Origin of the sequence: Psychrobacter pacificensis (assembly GCF_900101915.1) — a bacterium.
GTDB classification, from domain to species: domain Bacteria; phylum Pseudomonadota; class Gammaproteobacteria; order Pseudomonadales; family Moraxellaceae; genus Psychrobacter; species Psychrobacter pacificensis.
Map to the genome: position 1 here is coordinate 87,229 of NZ_FNAL01000006.1, position 14,613 is coordinate 101,841.

At 44.6% G+C, this 14,613-nt stretch carries 14 protein-coding genes; 7 read left to right on the forward strand and 7 right to left on the reverse strand.

Features of this window, described 5'->3' with window-relative positions; genetic code table 11:
- The first annotated feature begins 2 nt into the window (after positions 1 to 2).
- The 4 genes from BLR43_RS05220 to BLR43_RS05235 all read left to right on the forward strand — a co-directional run bounded on the left by BLR43_RS05220 (position 3) and on the right by BLR43_RS05235 (position 4,186).
- Positions 3 to 1,154, forward strand: coding sequence for an imelysin family protein (locus BLR43_RS05220; protein ID WP_093069320.1), 1,152 nt, complete (start codon positions 3 to 5; stop codon positions 1,152 to 1,154).
- 3 nt (positions 1,155 to 1,157) lie between these two features.
- Positions 1,158 to 2,693: a DUF1513 domain-containing protein gene (locus BLR43_RS05225; RefSeq protein ID WP_093069322.1), complete on the forward strand. Its 1,536-nt coding sequence runs from the start codon at positions 1,158 to 1,160 to the stop codon at positions 2,691 to 2,693.
- A 49-nt stretch (positions 2,694 to 2,742) separates the two neighbouring features.
- A complete protein-coding gene (locus BLR43_RS05230; RefSeq protein WP_227674127.1) occupies positions 2,743 to 3,390 on the forward strand; it encodes a M48 family metallopeptidase in 648 nt (215 codons plus the stop codon).
- Between the two features lie 193 nt (positions 3,391 to 3,583).
- The gene (locus BLR43_RS05235; protein WP_093069325.1) at positions 3,584 to 4,186 is read left to right on the forward strand and encodes a methyltransferase domain-containing protein; all 603 of its coding nucleotides are present in this window, start codon (positions 3,584 to 3,586) and stop codon (positions 4,184 to 4,186) included.
- Here BLR43_RS05235 and BLR43_RS05240 read toward each other — a convergent pair.
- Both BLR43_RS05240 and BLR43_RS05245 read right to left on the reverse strand, forming a co-directional pair.
- Positions 4,164 to 4,835 (reverse strand): HD domain-containing protein, encoded by a 672-nt coding sequence (locus BLR43_RS05240; RefSeq protein ID WP_093069328.1) that lies wholly within the window; start codon positions 4,833 to 4,835, stop codon positions 4,164 to 4,166. The two genes, BLR43_RS05235 and BLR43_RS05240, sit on opposite strands and share 23 nt — an antisense overlap.
- Positions 4,836 to 4,858: 23 nt before the next feature.
- Positions 4,859 to 5,767 (reverse strand): hydrogen peroxide-inducible genes activator, encoded by a 909-nt coding sequence (locus BLR43_RS05245; protein WP_058025493.1) that lies wholly within the window; start codon positions 5,765 to 5,767, stop codon positions 4,859 to 4,861.
- A gap of 266 nt (positions 5,768 to 6,033) precedes the next feature.
- On the opposite strand from BLR43_RS05245, the gene ahpC reads away from it, so the two are divergent.
- Complete coding sequence (gene ahpC / locus BLR43_RS05250) at positions 6,034 to 6,600, forward strand: alkyl hydroperoxide reductase subunit C (protein ID WP_058025494.1); 567 nt, start codon at positions 6,034 to 6,036, stop codon at positions 6,598 to 6,600.
- Between the two features lie 416 nt (positions 6,601 to 7,016).
- Here ahpC and BLR43_RS05255 read toward each other — a convergent pair whose 3' ends face one another.
- Positions 7,017 to 7,265, reverse strand: coding sequence for an HP1242/YdcH family protein (locus tag BLR43_RS05255; protein WP_093069331.1), 249 nt, complete (start codon positions 7,263 to 7,265; stop codon positions 7,017 to 7,019).
- A 376-nt stretch (positions 7,266 to 7,641) separates the two neighbouring features.
- On the opposite strand from BLR43_RS05255, the gene ahpF reads away from it, so the two are divergent.
- Positions 7,642 to 9,219, forward strand: coding sequence for an alkyl hydroperoxide reductase subunit F (ahpF, locus tag BLR43_RS05260; RefSeq protein WP_093069333.1), 1,578 nt, complete (start codon positions 7,642 to 7,644; stop codon positions 9,217 to 9,219).
- 264 nt (positions 9,220 to 9,483) lie between these two features.
- The gene (locus BLR43_RS05265) at positions 9,484 to 10,932 is read left to right on the forward strand and encodes an alanine/glycine:cation symporter family protein (protein ID WP_093069335.1); all 1,449 of its coding nucleotides are present in this window, start codon (positions 9,484 to 9,486) and stop codon (positions 10,930 to 10,932) included.
- Between the two features lie 73 nt (positions 10,933 to 11,005).
- Here the strand turns inward: BLR43_RS05265 and BLR43_RS05270 are convergent, their stop codons facing one another.
- The 4 genes from BLR43_RS05270 to BLR43_RS05285 all read right to left on the reverse strand — a co-directional run bounded on the left by BLR43_RS05270 (position 11,006) and on the right by BLR43_RS05285 (position 14,605).
- The gene (locus tag BLR43_RS05270) at positions 11,006 to 11,755 is read right to left on the reverse strand and encodes a glutathione S-transferase family protein (RefSeq protein WP_093069338.1); all 750 of its coding nucleotides are present in this window, start codon (positions 11,753 to 11,755) and stop codon (positions 11,006 to 11,008) included.
- Between the two features lie 182 nt (positions 11,756 to 11,937).
- A complete protein-coding gene (locus BLR43_RS05275; RefSeq protein WP_071003008.1) occupies positions 11,938 to 12,270 on the reverse strand; it encodes a protein tyrosine phosphatase family protein in 333 nt (110 codons plus the stop codon).
- A 73-nt stretch (positions 12,271 to 12,343) separates the two neighbouring features.
- Positions 12,344 to 12,670 (reverse strand): protein tyrosine phosphatase family protein, encoded by a 327-nt coding sequence (locus tag BLR43_RS05280; protein WP_093069340.1) that lies wholly within the window; start codon positions 12,668 to 12,670, stop codon positions 12,344 to 12,346.
- A 225-nt stretch (positions 12,671 to 12,895) separates the two neighbouring features.
- A complete protein-coding gene (locus tag BLR43_RS05285) occupies positions 12,896 to 14,605 on the reverse strand; it encodes a SulP family inorganic anion transporter (protein ID WP_093069343.1) in 1,710 nt (569 codons plus the stop codon).
- Positions 14,606 to 14,613 lie beyond the last annotated feature (8 nt).

Below are 14,613 nucleotides of genomic sequence, written 5' to 3' on the forward strand. Positions count from 1 at the left end.
CTATGAAAATAAATCACGCTTTGGCGATGGCGCTATCTGCATTGAGTGCCGGTCTGCTGATCAGCTGTGTTAAACCTGCCGACGACAACAAATCTGCAGAAGTGGATAGTCAAGAAGTTGCAAAAGACAATACAGCTACTGACAGCTCAGCAGAAAGCAGCAAGGAAAGCACTGAGCAGATCGTTGCGGTAGATATCAGCCCTGAGACTCAAAAAACGTATTTGACGCATGTGGCAGAGGACATTGTGATTCCTGTGTATGCTGATGCCGCAAAGCAAAGTGATCTATTAAATGAATTGGCGCAGAAACATTGTCAGCAAGCACCCGTCAGCGGCGCTGAGCTACAGGCATTACGCGCGCAGTGGTTAGTATTGGCACAAGCGTGGTCGGGTGCTGAGATGATTAATTTTGGTCCTGCGACTGCCAGCATGAGCAATTTGTACATCAACTATTATCCTGATGAGCGCGGCTTGGTACATAGCGGTGTGTCTGATTTGATTGCTGCCAATCCAACACTCACGCCAGAGCAGCTCGCGGGCGAGAGCGCTATCGTACAGGGTGTACCAGGACTAGAAGAAGCCTTGTTTGCCAATGAGAGCTTAAATGCTGGTCAATGCGCTTACGTGATTAGTGCGAGTAGTGCCTTGAGCACACGCCTAAAAGACATCGAGAAAAACTGGCAGCAAAACGCGACTGAGTTATTGGCGATAGAGCAAACAGCAGAGAGCGATCAAGGCTTGAACCAATGGTTTAACTCGCTATTGTCATTGGTTGAAACGATGAAGTCTAACGCCATTGACCAGCCGCTCGGTCTGACGGGTAAAGCAAAAGGTCATTTGCCAGCGGCTACGGCTGGTCAAAGCCGTGCTATTATCAATGCAAAACTAGACGCCATCAATAAAGCCATGACAGATCCCGTATTGACGGCGATACTTAATAGCAATGATGAGAGCACAGTCGCTAATAATCTATCGACGGCATTGGCTGACACGACCACTTTATTGGCACAAATGCCAGAAGATTTATCAGCCGCAGACAAAGACGATCAGCAGGCGCTATATGACCATCTCACTACCGTCACTCGCTTGATTAAACGCGAGCTAATTCCAGCACTCGGTATCCGCGTAGGCTTTAATAGCACCGATGGCGATTAAGGGATGTCTACTACTAAAGGCAATACGATGTCAGAAGATGAGCGCCATGACAGATTAGATGAGCCAAAAGCCAGTTCAATAAGCCGTGAGCTTTTGACGACGTCAATGCTCACGGCAGTCGGCACCGCGGCTCTGATTGGTATTCACCATCATTATCGTAAGCAGCAGCATCCAAATGCCAGTTTACAAGATTATGTGGCGGGTATGCGAGCGCAGTTACAAGTATTACAGTCGGGCGCTGGCTTAACGCCAAACCTTAAAAGCTTTCGCTATGCTTGTCAGCAAGCAGCGGTGTCATGGCAGCAGGCTTATCATCAAGCGATAGATGTTAAGAGTAACGTGCTTGATCTTACTGCTGTGCATACGACGACCATGCTCGTACGGCCTGTTCGCTGGGTCAGCGGCGTTGCCTCTATGCCAAAAAATAACGCGTCATTGAATCAAAATGAGCATGACTTTGGCGTGGTAGGTATTGATGCCGATAGACAAATCGTTTGGCAGACGACCATGCCTGAGCGTGTCCATGACATCGTTGTTCAGCCTACAAATGTATCTGAATCTCAAGTTCAGGATAGCAATGTCGACCAAAGGCGCGATGTCGTCGTCATGGGTCGTCGTCCAAGTGAAAAATTCTGGGTGCTTGATGCCTCAAATGGACAAGTACAACATGCGATCAAAGCGGATTTACATCGTCACTTTTATGGTCATGCTTGCTATAGCTTAGATGGTGAGCTGCTGTATGTGACTGAAAATGACACCGTCAGTCTGGCAGGTAAAATCGGTGTTTATGATACTAACGACGCTTATAAAAAAGTAGCAGAATTTAACTCTTATGGCATCGGCCCGCATGAGCTGATTATGCATCCCGATGGAGAGACATTAGTCATTGCAAACGGTGGCATTAAGACTGAGCAGGCCTCACGTGAAGAGCTAAATTTAGATACTATGCGACCATCGCTAGTCTACCTCAATCGTCATGATGGCACACTGCTTGAGCAAGTGGTGCCTGAGCACAATCAGATGAGCATACGTCATTTAGCGATGCACAATGATGGCACTGTCATGATCGGTATTCAGTTCCAAGGCGAAAAGCATATCAATGTACCGTTAGTACTGACTCACCAGCGCGGTGATGTTAGCTTTACGCCACTGACTATGCCAAACAATCAATGGCAACGCTTTCATCAATATATTGCGAGCGTCGCCGTTGATAGCGACCGTAATTTGCTTTGTGTGACCACTCCGATTGGTGGCTGTGCGGCAATTTATGACTTACATACTCGAAAGTTGATTGATGATGTGAGCTTGCCAGATTGTGCAGGGGCATCCGTCTTATCCAGTGCCAATAGATCAACGAACAAAGTCGACGATCCTATCGAGTCATCAGGATTTATTGTGAGTGATGGGCAAGGGCAATTGACCGCGTTAAGAGTGAGTGTTTCGTCAGATTCAAAATTGAATGGTAAAGATGATAAGCATATTAGTACAGACAGCCAGTTGCATATGATGTCCTTTGATAACCATTTGCAAGCGTTATAATACGTAGCCATTGGCACAGTTACTGTCATTGAGGAGATAAAACATTAGCTTGGAAATCCGTTTAGATACTATTAGACAGCAGCTCGCACAGGCAGATATTGAGCTACATATCAGCAAAAAGCGTGTCAAAAACATCAATTTTCGTTTAAAGCCGCATGTCTTGATGGTTTCTGTACCACTGCATATTAGTGATTCACAAGCTGCTGACGCGGTGGCGCGGCGAGTGTCTTGGGCGATTAACCACCATCCACAAGTACTAGAGCAACACCAGCGTAAACAAAGCGCGCCATCAGGTCTTACAACTTCTAAGAACCCTGTCTATCTATGGGGCACTGAGCAGACCTTTATGTTAAGCCATGATGAAAAAATGGCCTACTATCGCCAGCAGCTCTCCGATGTCATGCCGTCGCTATTTGAGAAATGGCAGCCAATCGTTGGTGTGCACGCCAATGAGATACGAGTAAAAAAAATGCACACGCGTTGGGGCAGCTGCAACACGCGCGCGAAGCGAATCTGGCTGTCCGTTTATCTTCCTGCCTATCCTATCGAATGCACCGAGTATGTGATCGTCCATGAACTGTGCCATTTGCATCATGCCAATCATAGCCCAGCATTCTGGCAAACGGTGGCGAGTGCCATGCCAGATTATCGGCAATGGCATAATATACTGGCAGGCAAGAGAGGGCAGTTGGATTGAGAGATCCATACATTGAGTCCATTAATTCTTTGAGCGACTTTCCCATCTAAATGACTTTCACTGTGTGAGAGTAATTTGTCTCCCTTTTTTCATCCTATTTAAAACGGCGACACATGTTGATAAGACTGATATGATAAGAAATAACGGTACAAATCGTGTCGTTTAAATGCAATTTTATATACAAGGATGTCAGATGGAAAACGTCAATCAAGCTGAGTTTTGGCAGGAGCGCTATGAGAAAAACAGTACTGGCTGGGATATGGGACAAGTATCACCACCGCTCAAAGCTTATATTGACCAGCTGCCTGAAAATGCTAAGGATAAGGCAATACTCGTACCAGGTGCTGGTAACGCTTACGAGGTAGGCTATCTATATGAGCAAGGATTTACCAATGTCACGTTGGTCGATTTTGCGCCAGCGCCGATTGAAGCCTTTGCGGCGCGTTATCCCGACTTCCCGTCTGAGCAGTTAATTTGTGCGGACTTTTTTAACTTATTAGCTGAGCAGTACCAATTTGATTGGATACTGGAGCAGACGTTTTTTTGTGCGATTAATCCAGTGCGCCGTGATGAGTATTTGCAGCAGATGGCAAGGTTACTAAAACCACAAGGCAAACTGGTTGGTTTGTTATTTGATACTGACTTTGGACGAGAGGAACCACCATTTGGTGGCACTAAAGAAGAGTACCAGCAGCGTTTTCAAAGCCATTTTGATATTGATATTATGGAACCTAGCTATAATTCACATCCAGCACGGCAAGGTAGTGAGTTATTTATAAAGCTGCGAGCGAAATGAGCTCGCGCTTGATATTGTCCCGAGCTTGCGCTTCTAATTGGCTATAGTAATAATCAGTCAAATAGAGTTTGGGATGCGCTAGTAATCCTTGTAATACCGCAGTGCGCCCATCACGGTAGTTGTCATCTGCGACGTGTGCATACTCTTGACGTATCGCTTGTGCATACTGCTGATAGGTAGACCAAGGCGCACCCAAAATACTCAAATCCATATCTAGCAGATATGCCGCATCACTGTATTCAACACTATATATCGACTCATCTATCTGATGATTGGCCGTCATCATGATGAGTGCGTAGATGTCTTGGCATTGCTCCGGACGTAGATAAGAACTCAGTGCGTCTACGGCATATTCAGCGCTTTTTTGCTCATTATCTACGCGTGTTGGGTCGTATATCACATCATGATAATACAGTGCCAACGCCACGATATATGGCTCAAACAGATGGTGTTTAATGCTTTCAAACTGTACCAATAACTGCTCAATATGACTCAGGGTATGATAAGCCCTCTGCGGTTCACCGTAGCGCACAGAGATATCTTGCCAGAGGGTTTGTACGTCGTCTGGTGTCACATCACTATTGAGAGCAGACAAGCATAAGTAAAAATGATTGCCCAGCTCCATATTTATAGGTGGCAATTCATTCATAATTAACCTTTGTCACTTTGCATTTATTTTGTATTAGCCGCATCTTTAAATGCCTTATTAAATACTTCTCCGAGCAAGCTGATATCATCGACACGCGCATAGTTCAGACGGGTGACAAAAGCAATATGGCGGTGTGGTCCTTCTTCAGCTAGAGGTACAGCGACGGCATTTTGGTTTTGCAGATGCAACTGATCGAGTGCCATTTCAGGCACTAGCGTCGTACCCATGTTGGCAAGCGCCATTTGAATCAGCGTGTTTAGACTGGCATCCGAGAAGCTTGATTTCATCTGTGCACGGTCAAAATGACAGACAGATAGCGTCTGATCGGTTAGGCAGTGGCCTTCACCAAGGAGCATAAGATTGGCAGTAGCTAGCTCGTCAGCGCTGATGGTATCAAGCTTGGCATGTACATCGTCTTTTGGGAAGACGGCAAAGAAGTCTTCACTCCAAAACTCAAAACTGTGCAGGCCATCTACAGCATATGGCAGCGCAATGATAGCCGTATCGATATGACCGTAGCGCACTTGCTCAAGCAACCGCTCGGTTTGCTGCTCAACGATCGTCATGCGAAACTCTGGATACTGAGCACGCAGGGCTGGTAGAACCTTTGGTAGCAAGTAAGGCGCAATCGTGGGAATGATACCGACGGTCATCGGATACGCTAGCGGCGTCTGATGGCTATGGGCGCGTGTGGTCAAATCACTCACTTCAGAGAACACGCGCTGTGCCCTTGTGAGGATTTCTTGACCGATAGGCGTAATCAGTACTTGCTTGTTATTGCGCTCAAAAATCTGTGTATCTAGCTGTTTTTCTAATTCTGCGATACCCAAGCTCAGGGCAGACTGCGAAATATTACAATCTTCGGCAGCACGTTTGAAGTGACGATGTTTGGCGACGGCTAGGGCAAACTCAAGTTGTCGTAAAGTAATCATAAAACCTCTCTTTTAATGGGTTTTTAATGTAATTTATCCTGTCAGTAAGCCTCTATAAGGCAGCAAATTACCAGTTATGTACCAATGATAGGATATAGAAAGCATAGTTTAACAAGTTTAATAAAACAAAACATCACATTAAAAACTTTTAACTGGATTAACCGTAGAATTCGCGTATAGTTTGTCGGGTAGCCCAGAAAGCTAAAGGGCTAGTTAAAAAATCCCTATAAATAATTTTAATTTACTTAACAAGAGAGGAGCCAATCATGGCGTCTATTATCAATCAAGCAATCCCAGAATTTTCAGCCGATGCCTATGTAAACGGTGAGTTCAAAACCATCACCTCAGAAGACGTAAAAGGCAATTGGGCGATCTTCCTATTTTACCCAGCTGATTTTACCTTTGTTTGCCCAACTGAACTAGAAGACATGGCCGCTCATTACGACGAGCTAAAAGGTTTGGGTGTTGAAGTATACTCAGTATCAACTGACACGCATTTCACGCACAAAGCATGGCATGATTCTTCAGAAGCGATCGGCAAAGTACAGTATCCAATGATCGGCGATCCTACTGGTAAAATCACTCGCGGCTTCAATGTCATGATTGAAGAAGCAGGTTTAGCAGAGCGTGGTACGTTCCTAGTAGATCCTGATGGTCTGATCCAAGTAGCAGAAATTCATGCTGGCGGTATCGGCCGTAGCGCAAAAGATATGCTACGTAAAGTAAAAGCCGCTCAGTACGTTCGTGAGAACGATGGCGAAGTTTGCCCAGCAGCTTGGGAGCAAGGCGGCGATACACTTAAGCCAAGTCTTGACCTAGTCGGTAAAATCTAAATAGCTATTTCATCCCTTAGATAAAGTAGCGCTGACTTTTATACTTTTAGTGTGAATCAGTTCTACAAATAAAGACCCCATTAACTGATGTTGATGGGGTTTTTTTATGACGCTAGCTACAATCTTATGAGTCTTATTTATTGATCATAAGCGTAGTAGGCGTAGTATATTCGAACCACTATTAAAGTGTTACAGCGTTAGACTCGTTTAGCCTACTACTGTAGTACTTGCACTCGTCTGCCTCGTACCACTTTTAATATTGATTGACTATATAGTGAATTCAGTATAAAAACGATACAGTGGGACTGGGATAAATTTTTCGCAGCATCGAGCAGCATAGCCACAGCACGCAAGGAAAATTTAGACCAGTTCGACCTTGATATATAATGTATTTGTTTTATTTAAGATTGACTATATCAGGCGCGAGATCGTTCTTTATTTTTATCAATAATCTTATAAATCTCGTCTTTGAGATGTAATTTACGCCGTTTCATTTGTTCTATTTCTTCTTCACGGCTGGCATGCTTGACTAGATCTTTTTCGAGATAATTGATTTTTTGATCAAGCTCGGCATGCTCATCAAAAATACTCGCAAAATGACTGTCTTTGAGCTTCAGTTCGGCAACAATATCTCTATTATCGTGGAAAGTATGTGTTTTTCTCATGTGTTCATCCTTGTCATGAAACGCAAGCTTGTCATAAGCAATCGCGTATGGTGTTAAAAAGACGGCTTAACTTAAGAACTATTCTCGATTGTAGCGTCTCGATTGTAGCGAAAAAATAGCCTAGATACTATGGCTATTATCTACCAGTATATTTGTATTTAATTAATTAAACCTATTAACGATTGATTTTATAAAACGTAAAGTTTGAGTTTCTCAGCTTGCCCAAATACTGCGAACACCTGATAATAGGGTCATTCAAGAGCGAAAGCTCGATATATACAAGGTTTTTTATAAAATTATTAAGTGTAAGAATTTCATATTTAGGCGTGCAGCATGACAGTTGCCGTTACATATTCAGTCATAATGAGGAACTAACATGATAGATCAAAATTTATTAGACGCAGTTAAGACATATAGCGAAAACATGACGCGCCCGATTACTTTTGTATTGGGTAGCGGTGAGCACGATAAGCGCGCTGAATTGATCGACTTTTTGAGCAAGATTGCGGGTACGACTGACAAAATCAATTTCGATGAGCAGGTTATCGATGACAGTTTGCCAAGCGCGATTAGTTTTAAAGTAGTCAGTCATGTTGATGGAGAGACTGCTGATACAGGTATCGTATTTAGTGGTATTCCTGGTGGTCATGAGTTTACCTCATTGATCCTAGCCATTTTGCAAGCGGGTGGTCATACGCTGAAATTGGATGAAGGTATCCAAAAGCTAATCAAACGCTTCAACAAGCCGCTACAGTTTCAGACCTACGTGTCACTATCATGCCATAACTGCCCAGAAGTGGTTCAGGCGTTGAATCAATTTGCGCTACTAAACGATGGTATCAGCAATGAGATGATCGATGGTGCGCTCTTCCAAGAGCAAGTAGAAGCAAACAAAATTCAAGGTGTACCGGCCGTATTCTTGAACGGTAAACCATTTGCCAATGGTCTGATTGACACTGCCAAACTGATTGGAAAATTACAAGAGCAGTTTCCTGATCTGTTGTCAGATGTGGAAGATGATGCTGAGCAACTAGAGCAGCAAGATGTCACTGTCATTGGTGCAGGTCCTGCAGGCGTTGCAGCAGCTATTTATACCGCGCGTAAAGGCTTAAAAGTCACCATTGTCGCTGATCGTATCGGTGGACAGGTCAAAGACACGCAAGATATCGAAAACTTGATCTCTGTACCTTTAACCAATGGTACTGATTTGTCGACTAATTTCGTTAAGCACTTGGCTGAGTACAATATCACGCTAAGAGAGCATGTCAGTGTGAAAGATATCGGCGAGACAGAAGAAGAAAACTACAGTATCAATCTAAATACAGGCGAGACGTTTGAAACTCGTAGTATTATCTTGGCGACAGGTGCCCAATGGCGTAAGCTTGGCGTACCGGGCGAAGAAGAAAATATCGGTAAAGGCGTGGCGTTTTGTGCCCACTGTGATGGTCCATTCTTCAAAGGTAAAGACATCTCAGTGATCGGCGGTGGTAACTCAGGCGTTGAGGCTGCGTTAGATCTGGCAGGCATTGTTAAGCACGTCACTGTATTAGAGTTCGCTGATGAGTTAAAAGCAGACCAGGTATTGATCAATAAAGCCAAAGAAAAATCCAATATTGAATTCATCACTGGTGCTGCAACCCAAGAGATCAAGGCGACTGATGGCAAAGTATCGTCCATCGTCTATCAAGATCGCAGCACAGGCGAGACACATGAGCGTGATTTATCAGGTGTGTTTGTACAAATCGGTCTCGTACCAAACACTGAATTTGTCAAAGGCTTTGTCGATTTAAACCGCTTTGGTGAGATTGAGATTGATGAGCGCTGCCGCACCGATCGCAAAGGTATTTTTGCTTGCGGTGATGTGACCACCGTACCATTTAAGCAGATTAATATTGCAATGGGTGAGGGTAGTAAAGCAGCATTGGCAGCATTTGAATATTTGGTTATGCAGTAAGTTTTAGTATCAGAATTAGTCTTAGAAGAAAAAGCCACCTTAATTGAGGTGGCTTTTTTTTGCGTTTTTATAGGAATTTTTCTATAGAATAGCGCCTAAAGTTTAAAAACCAGTCATTTTGATGAGTGAATAAAGCAATTTCTCTTGAAAAATGTCATCATCTACGTTACAAATGCGCCATTTTCGTTACAAATACGGGTCTTAGATGCGATAATAAGCCCAATAAAACCTATCATAGCGTCACGAACTATAAGGAAAATAGGCATGGAATATATAGAATCTTTTTTTGCCCTAGTCGGGGATCTAACATGGGGCTGGGCACTCGTGCCTATGTTAATTATTTTTGGTTTATTATTTACCATTGTGGGCAGGTTCGCTCAGTTTACATATTTTAAACGTATGTTCCGTGTATTTAAGACGGACGAAGTAGGAGACGACGGCATTTCTGCCCGTCAGGCGTTGCTCGTGTCGATCGGCGGACGTGTTGGCGGTGGTAACATTGCTGGTGTTGCCGTTGCAATCTCTTTAGGTGGTCCCGGTGCAGTTTTTTGGATGTGGGTTGTGGCACTCATCGGCATGATGACCAGTATTGTTGAATGTAGCTTGGCTCAGCTTTACAAGCGCAGAGACATTGATGGTAACTTTCGCGGTGGCCCTGCAACTTATATTTTACACGGTTTAGGTAAAGATTATCGTTGGCTCGCTGTCATTTATGCTATTGCTTTACTACTGTCTTTTTCCATTGGATTTATCGCATTCCAAGGTAATACGGTAGCAGGTTCTGCGCTTGAGAGTTTCGGGATTGATCGCTGGATATCAGGTACGGTACTGGTGGTTGCGGGTGGATTTATCGTCTTTGGTGGTATCCAGCGTATTGCAAAAGTCGCTGACGTTGTGATTCCTGTGATGGCGTTGATTTACATTGGGATGGCACTAATTATCATCGTGTTGAATATCGCCGATCTGCCTGCACTGATGGCAATGATTGTCAAAAATGCATTTGGTATTGAATCCGTCGTTGGTGGCGGTATCGGTGTGGCGATTGAGCAAGGCATGAAGCGCGGCCTGTTCTCTAATGAGGCAGGTTTGGGTTCTGCGCCTAACATTGCCGCCACTGCTTATGCCACGCATCCAGTCAGTCAAGGTATCTCGCAGTCACTATCAGTATTTATCGATACCATCGTTGTCTGTAGTGCCACGGCATTTATGATTTTGCTCAGCGGCGTTTATCAGCCAGGTGCCGAAGTTGATGGTATCGTACTCGCGCAGCAAGCGCTCACCGCGCAGCTTGGTGATTGGTCACAGTACGTGTTAACCATCTCGCTACTATTGTTTGCATTAAGCTCGATCATGTATAACTACTACATGGGCGAAAATGCGATTAACTTCTTGGTTAAGAAGAATACTAAAACGGCAACCTTCGTGTTGCGTGTTGTGGTGATTGCGATCTTGTTCTTGGGCGCAGTCGCTCCAGCAGCTACCACCGTGTTCTTCTTCGCCGATCCATTGATGGGCGTACTGGCACTTGCCAACTTATTGGCCTTGATTATGCTGTTCCCGCGTGCCAAGCGCTTACTTGACGACTTTGCCCGTCAATTAAAATCAGGCGTCAAAGAGCCGTTATTCGATGCGCAAGAGTATGAGAAATTAGATCTCGATCTGAGTGCATGGGGCAAAAAAGCAGTAAAAGAGGCATTAGAGCAAAAACAGTAAAACGTTATGCTTGAAGTCTTATCAAATAAAAAACCACTTTAGCTTGGCTAAAGTGGTTTTTTTGTGGAAAGTGTTATTTAGCCGACAATATACCCGATAACGAGACAACCTCACCCGCTTCATCTTCTTCGATAATCCGTGTCTCTTGCAGTGCTGCTTGAATCCAAGCCTTGATATGCGGGTTATTCAGCATGGTCTGGCAATACTGCTTAGTCAGTGGTTGCAAAGTGATATTAGACGTATCAGCATAGGTCTGTAATCGCAACACCACTGGGGCAAAAAAGACATCAGCTGCTGTGAAATGTCCAAACAAATAACTGTTCGTCGAACGTCCTTTTAAGCAATCGGCAAAGATAGCCTCAATACGAGCAATATCAGATAAGCACGCACTGCTCGGTTGTATTTTAGCAGTTGCTCTGATATTCATCGGCATCTCATTACGAATACCTGATAATCCTGAATGCATCTCAGCAATGATGCTTTGGCAATAGGCGCTGTTGATTCTATTTTGATGGTCAGTTTGAGCGTTAGTGTCAGGCTTATTGATGCCTGTCCAAATATTGATATCCGTAAAGTACTCATCAATATGTATCGCAATGGCTAACGTATCCCAAACAGTGACTTTTTCATTGCCTTCACCGTAGACCAATACAGGGACTTTTCCTGTTGGTGAATGCGCCTCAAGTATTGGGCGTGCTGAGGGATCAAACAATTCAATCAGCTGCTCGTCAAAGTCAACATTGAACGCTTTTAAGAGTAACCATGCCCGTAGCGACCAAGAGGAGTAGTTTTTATTGCCGATAATCAGTAGTGGTTTTTGCATTTTTAAATCCTATTCAACGATCACAGTGACTTCTGATTGTGTACTCAATGTCAAAAATTAACCAGTCTATAACTTGCGTGATATCTCTATCATTCAAATGATATCCCAAAAAATGCCCATCCAAAATCTGGATGGGCATTTTTATTTTTAGCGCTAGCAAGTTTTATTAGCTTAATAACAGGCTAGTCGTCTAACAAATCCATTTGCTTGGCGGCTTCATAGATACCGTTTGAGCGGTTACCCGTACGGCAAAAGATAAGCATTGGCTGCTCAGCTTGGTTAAAGAAATCTGCAAATGCTTCGACATGCTGCTGAGTCAAGCCATTACCTGAGAATGAAATCTCTTTATAAGCAAGTCCTGCTTCCTTAGCAGCGGCTTCAATCTCTGCGCTGGTTGGCTGATTTGGTTCTTCACCGTCAGGACGGTTGTTGATAATGGTTTTAAAGCCATTTTCGGCAATCATAGGGACTTGGTCAGGGGTGATCTGTCCGGTAAAGCTAACTTCATGGCTCATAGGAGCTCCTTTTTTATTGGTTGAGTTGGTGGTGTAAAATACATTTATGATTGAGCCAAAGCGAGCAATATGACTATAGCAAGCCCTGCATCAATGCGCTTTGATACAGCAGTTTGGCGCGTGCGCCCGTACCGCAAAACATCAATATGGGCTTTGGCATCGCATGATAAAACTCAGCAAACTGCTCTACGGTCAGCATACTCAAGCGCTCATCATCGAATGGTAGATGATGATAGGTTAAGTTTGCTTCTTTTGTAGCAGTTGCCAAATCACAGCTGTTAGGCTGTGTTTCGATCTCAGCGTCTGGACGTATATTGAGTACTGAGCGATAGCCAAGCTCGGCAATTTTGATACATTGGCTTGGATAAATTTGCTTATAAATCGTTAGGTCATTGGTCATAAATAGCTTCAGTTATCGTTATTAATATATATTTATTATTGAGCTCGTGGCAGAGATGATAAAAATAAGGTCATGCATTGTTGAGACTGAAACGACGGGTGATATGTGTTTATGTACCATTAGCCTATGTTCAGTCAATCTAGCATAACACAGGCTCTATCATAGCGATATTGTACGATAGACGACAGTAGCGATTAAAAGCGCGGTACAAAAATAATGACGCAGCTAAATGTCTTTCAAGGCATCGACGGCATCTAACGTACTGAGATATACCTGCCCTGACAGCTCACTAATGAGCGGGGTCTGCCCGATGATATCCATGACAGGGCCCTTAATAAAACTAAAATGTAAGCGCTTGTTTTGCAGCGCAAGCTCTTTATTTAAGGTACTGAGCATCTCTTGTGCTGTCAGATCAATATGATTGACCGCGGCCATGATCAAAATAATTTCCTGCGCTGCTGGATATTGCTGCATTGCATTTAGAATACGGCGGTGTACCGATTCACTATTGCCAAAAAACAGACTCTCATCGATACGCAGCATCAATAAATTGTCAAAAGTCACCACATCGTGACGATTGATATTGCGAAAGTGTCCGGTACCGCCCAGCTGTCCCACGATGGCGACATGTGGCTTACTTGATTGCCAGATGAGACTGGCGAATGACACCATTAGCCCAATAACCAAACCCGTATTTAGCCCAAATATGAGCACACCGACGAACGCTGCCAAAAAGCTAGCTCCATCCAAGCGATCGCGTTGCCAAGCAGACTTTAAAGTCGCAATATCTATCAGACCAATGATAGAGGCCATGATGGTTGCACCGAGTAACGCATAAGGCAAGGGTGCAAGTGCATTACTAAAGGCAATCAGCGCGGCAATCATTACCAGCACCGTCACAAGGCTGGCAAGGGGTGTCTTTGCTCCAGAATCTGCATTGATCGCCGTGCGTGAAAAGCCACCTGCGACCGCAAAGCTCTGGAACAGTCCGCCAGATAGATTGGCAAGACCAAGACCCGTCAGCTCATGGTTGGCATCGAAGCTCTCACCGCGCAAGCGTGCGTAAGTACTGGCAACGGAACTGCTAGAGACAAAAACAATTAGTGCCATCAATCCTGCGGTCGGCAAGAGTTTGAGCGCTTCTTGTAGGTCGGTCATATGCGGTAGTGTAAAGCTGGGTAGACCATGCGGGATACGACCAATGGTCGCAACCCCTAACGAATTCCAGTGCAATAGCATACTTAGAACGATAGCAATACCCAGTAAAACCAATGGAAATAAACGTTCGGCCCATTTGGCATACGATGATGACAGCCATGTTCGCCATACCCATTGACTCGCGTAGCGGTTAGCGACCAAAAGTACAAACGCGATAATACCAATCACTAAGGTCAGCGGATGCACCTGACTGGCATAGCGCTGCATGGTAGATAAATAGCCAACCAAGCTGCTACCAGCGATAGGTATCGCCATCAGATACTTCAGCTGACTGACAAAGATAAGCACTGCCGCGCCGCTCACAAACCCTGCTGAGACGCCGCGACTGATAAACTGCATAATCCAGCCAAGCTTTAGCCGCCCTGCAATCCACAGTAATGCCCCTACCATTAATGCCAATAAACTCGCCATCAGGGCATACTGCTCTGTGCCTTGCTCAGCATAAGGCAGTAGACCACTGGCCGTCATGATGGCAGTGATCGCGACGGGCCCAACAGCTTGTACGTTGCTAGAACCAAGCCAAGCATAGACGAGTACAGGCACGATCGCAGAATACAGACCATACACGGGCGGCAGACCAGCAAGTACCGCATAACCTAGGCTTTGTGGTATCACCAGTACGCCCACCACCAGTCCTGCGACCAGATCAGTCGGTAATGCTGTGAGCTGGTATTGGCGCAGCCAAGTAGGAATCAGACGTGCAGCGATAGAAGACATATCAATAC

Coding starts and splice junctions, on each gene's coding strand:
- BLR43_RS05220 (WP_093069320.1), top strand. CDS start 3: ATGAAAATAAATCACGCTTTGGCGATGGCGCTATCTGCATTGAGTGCC.
- BLR43_RS05225 (WP_093069322.1), top strand. CDS start 1,158: ATGTCTACTACTAAAGGCAATACGATGTCAGAAGATGAGCGCCATGAC.
- BLR43_RS05235 (WP_093069325.1), top strand. CDS start 3,584: ATGGAAAACGTCAATCAAGCTGAGTTTTGGCAGGAGCGCTATGAGAAA.
- BLR43_RS05240 (WP_093069328.1), bottom strand. CDS start 4,835: ATGAATGAATTGCCACCTATAAATATGGAGCTGGGCAATCATTTTTAC.
- BLR43_RS05245 (WP_058025493.1), bottom strand. CDS start 5,767: ATGATTACTTTACGACAACTTGAGTTTGCCCTAGCCGTCGCCAAACAT.
- ahpC (WP_058025494.1), top strand. CDS start 6,034: ATGGCGTCTATTATCAATCAAGCAATCCCAGAATTTTCAGCCGATGCC.
- BLR43_RS05255 (WP_093069331.1), bottom strand. CDS start 7,265: ATGAGAAAAACACATACTTTCCACGATAATAGAGATATTGTTGCCGAA.
- ahpF (WP_093069333.1), top strand. CDS start 7,642: ATGATAGATCAAAATTTATTAGACGCAGTTAAGACATATAGCGAAAAC.
- BLR43_RS05265 (WP_093069335.1), top strand. CDS start 9,484: ATGGAATATATAGAATCTTTTTTTGCCCTAGTCGGGGATCTAACATGG.
- BLR43_RS05270 (WP_093069338.1), bottom strand. CDS start 11,755: ATGCAAAAACCACTACTGATTATCGGCAATAAAAACTACTCCTCTTGG.
- BLR43_RS05275 (WP_071003008.1), bottom strand. CDS start 12,270: ATGAGCCATGAAGTTAGCTTTACCGGACAGATCACCCCTGACCAAGTC.
- BLR43_RS05280 (WP_093069340.1), bottom strand. CDS start 12,670: ATGACCAATGACCTAACGATTTATAAGCAAATTTATCCAAGCCAATGT.
- BLR43_RS05285 (WP_093069343.1), bottom strand. CDS start 14,605: ATGTCTTCTATCGCTGCACGTCTGATTCCTACTTGGCTGCGCCAATAC.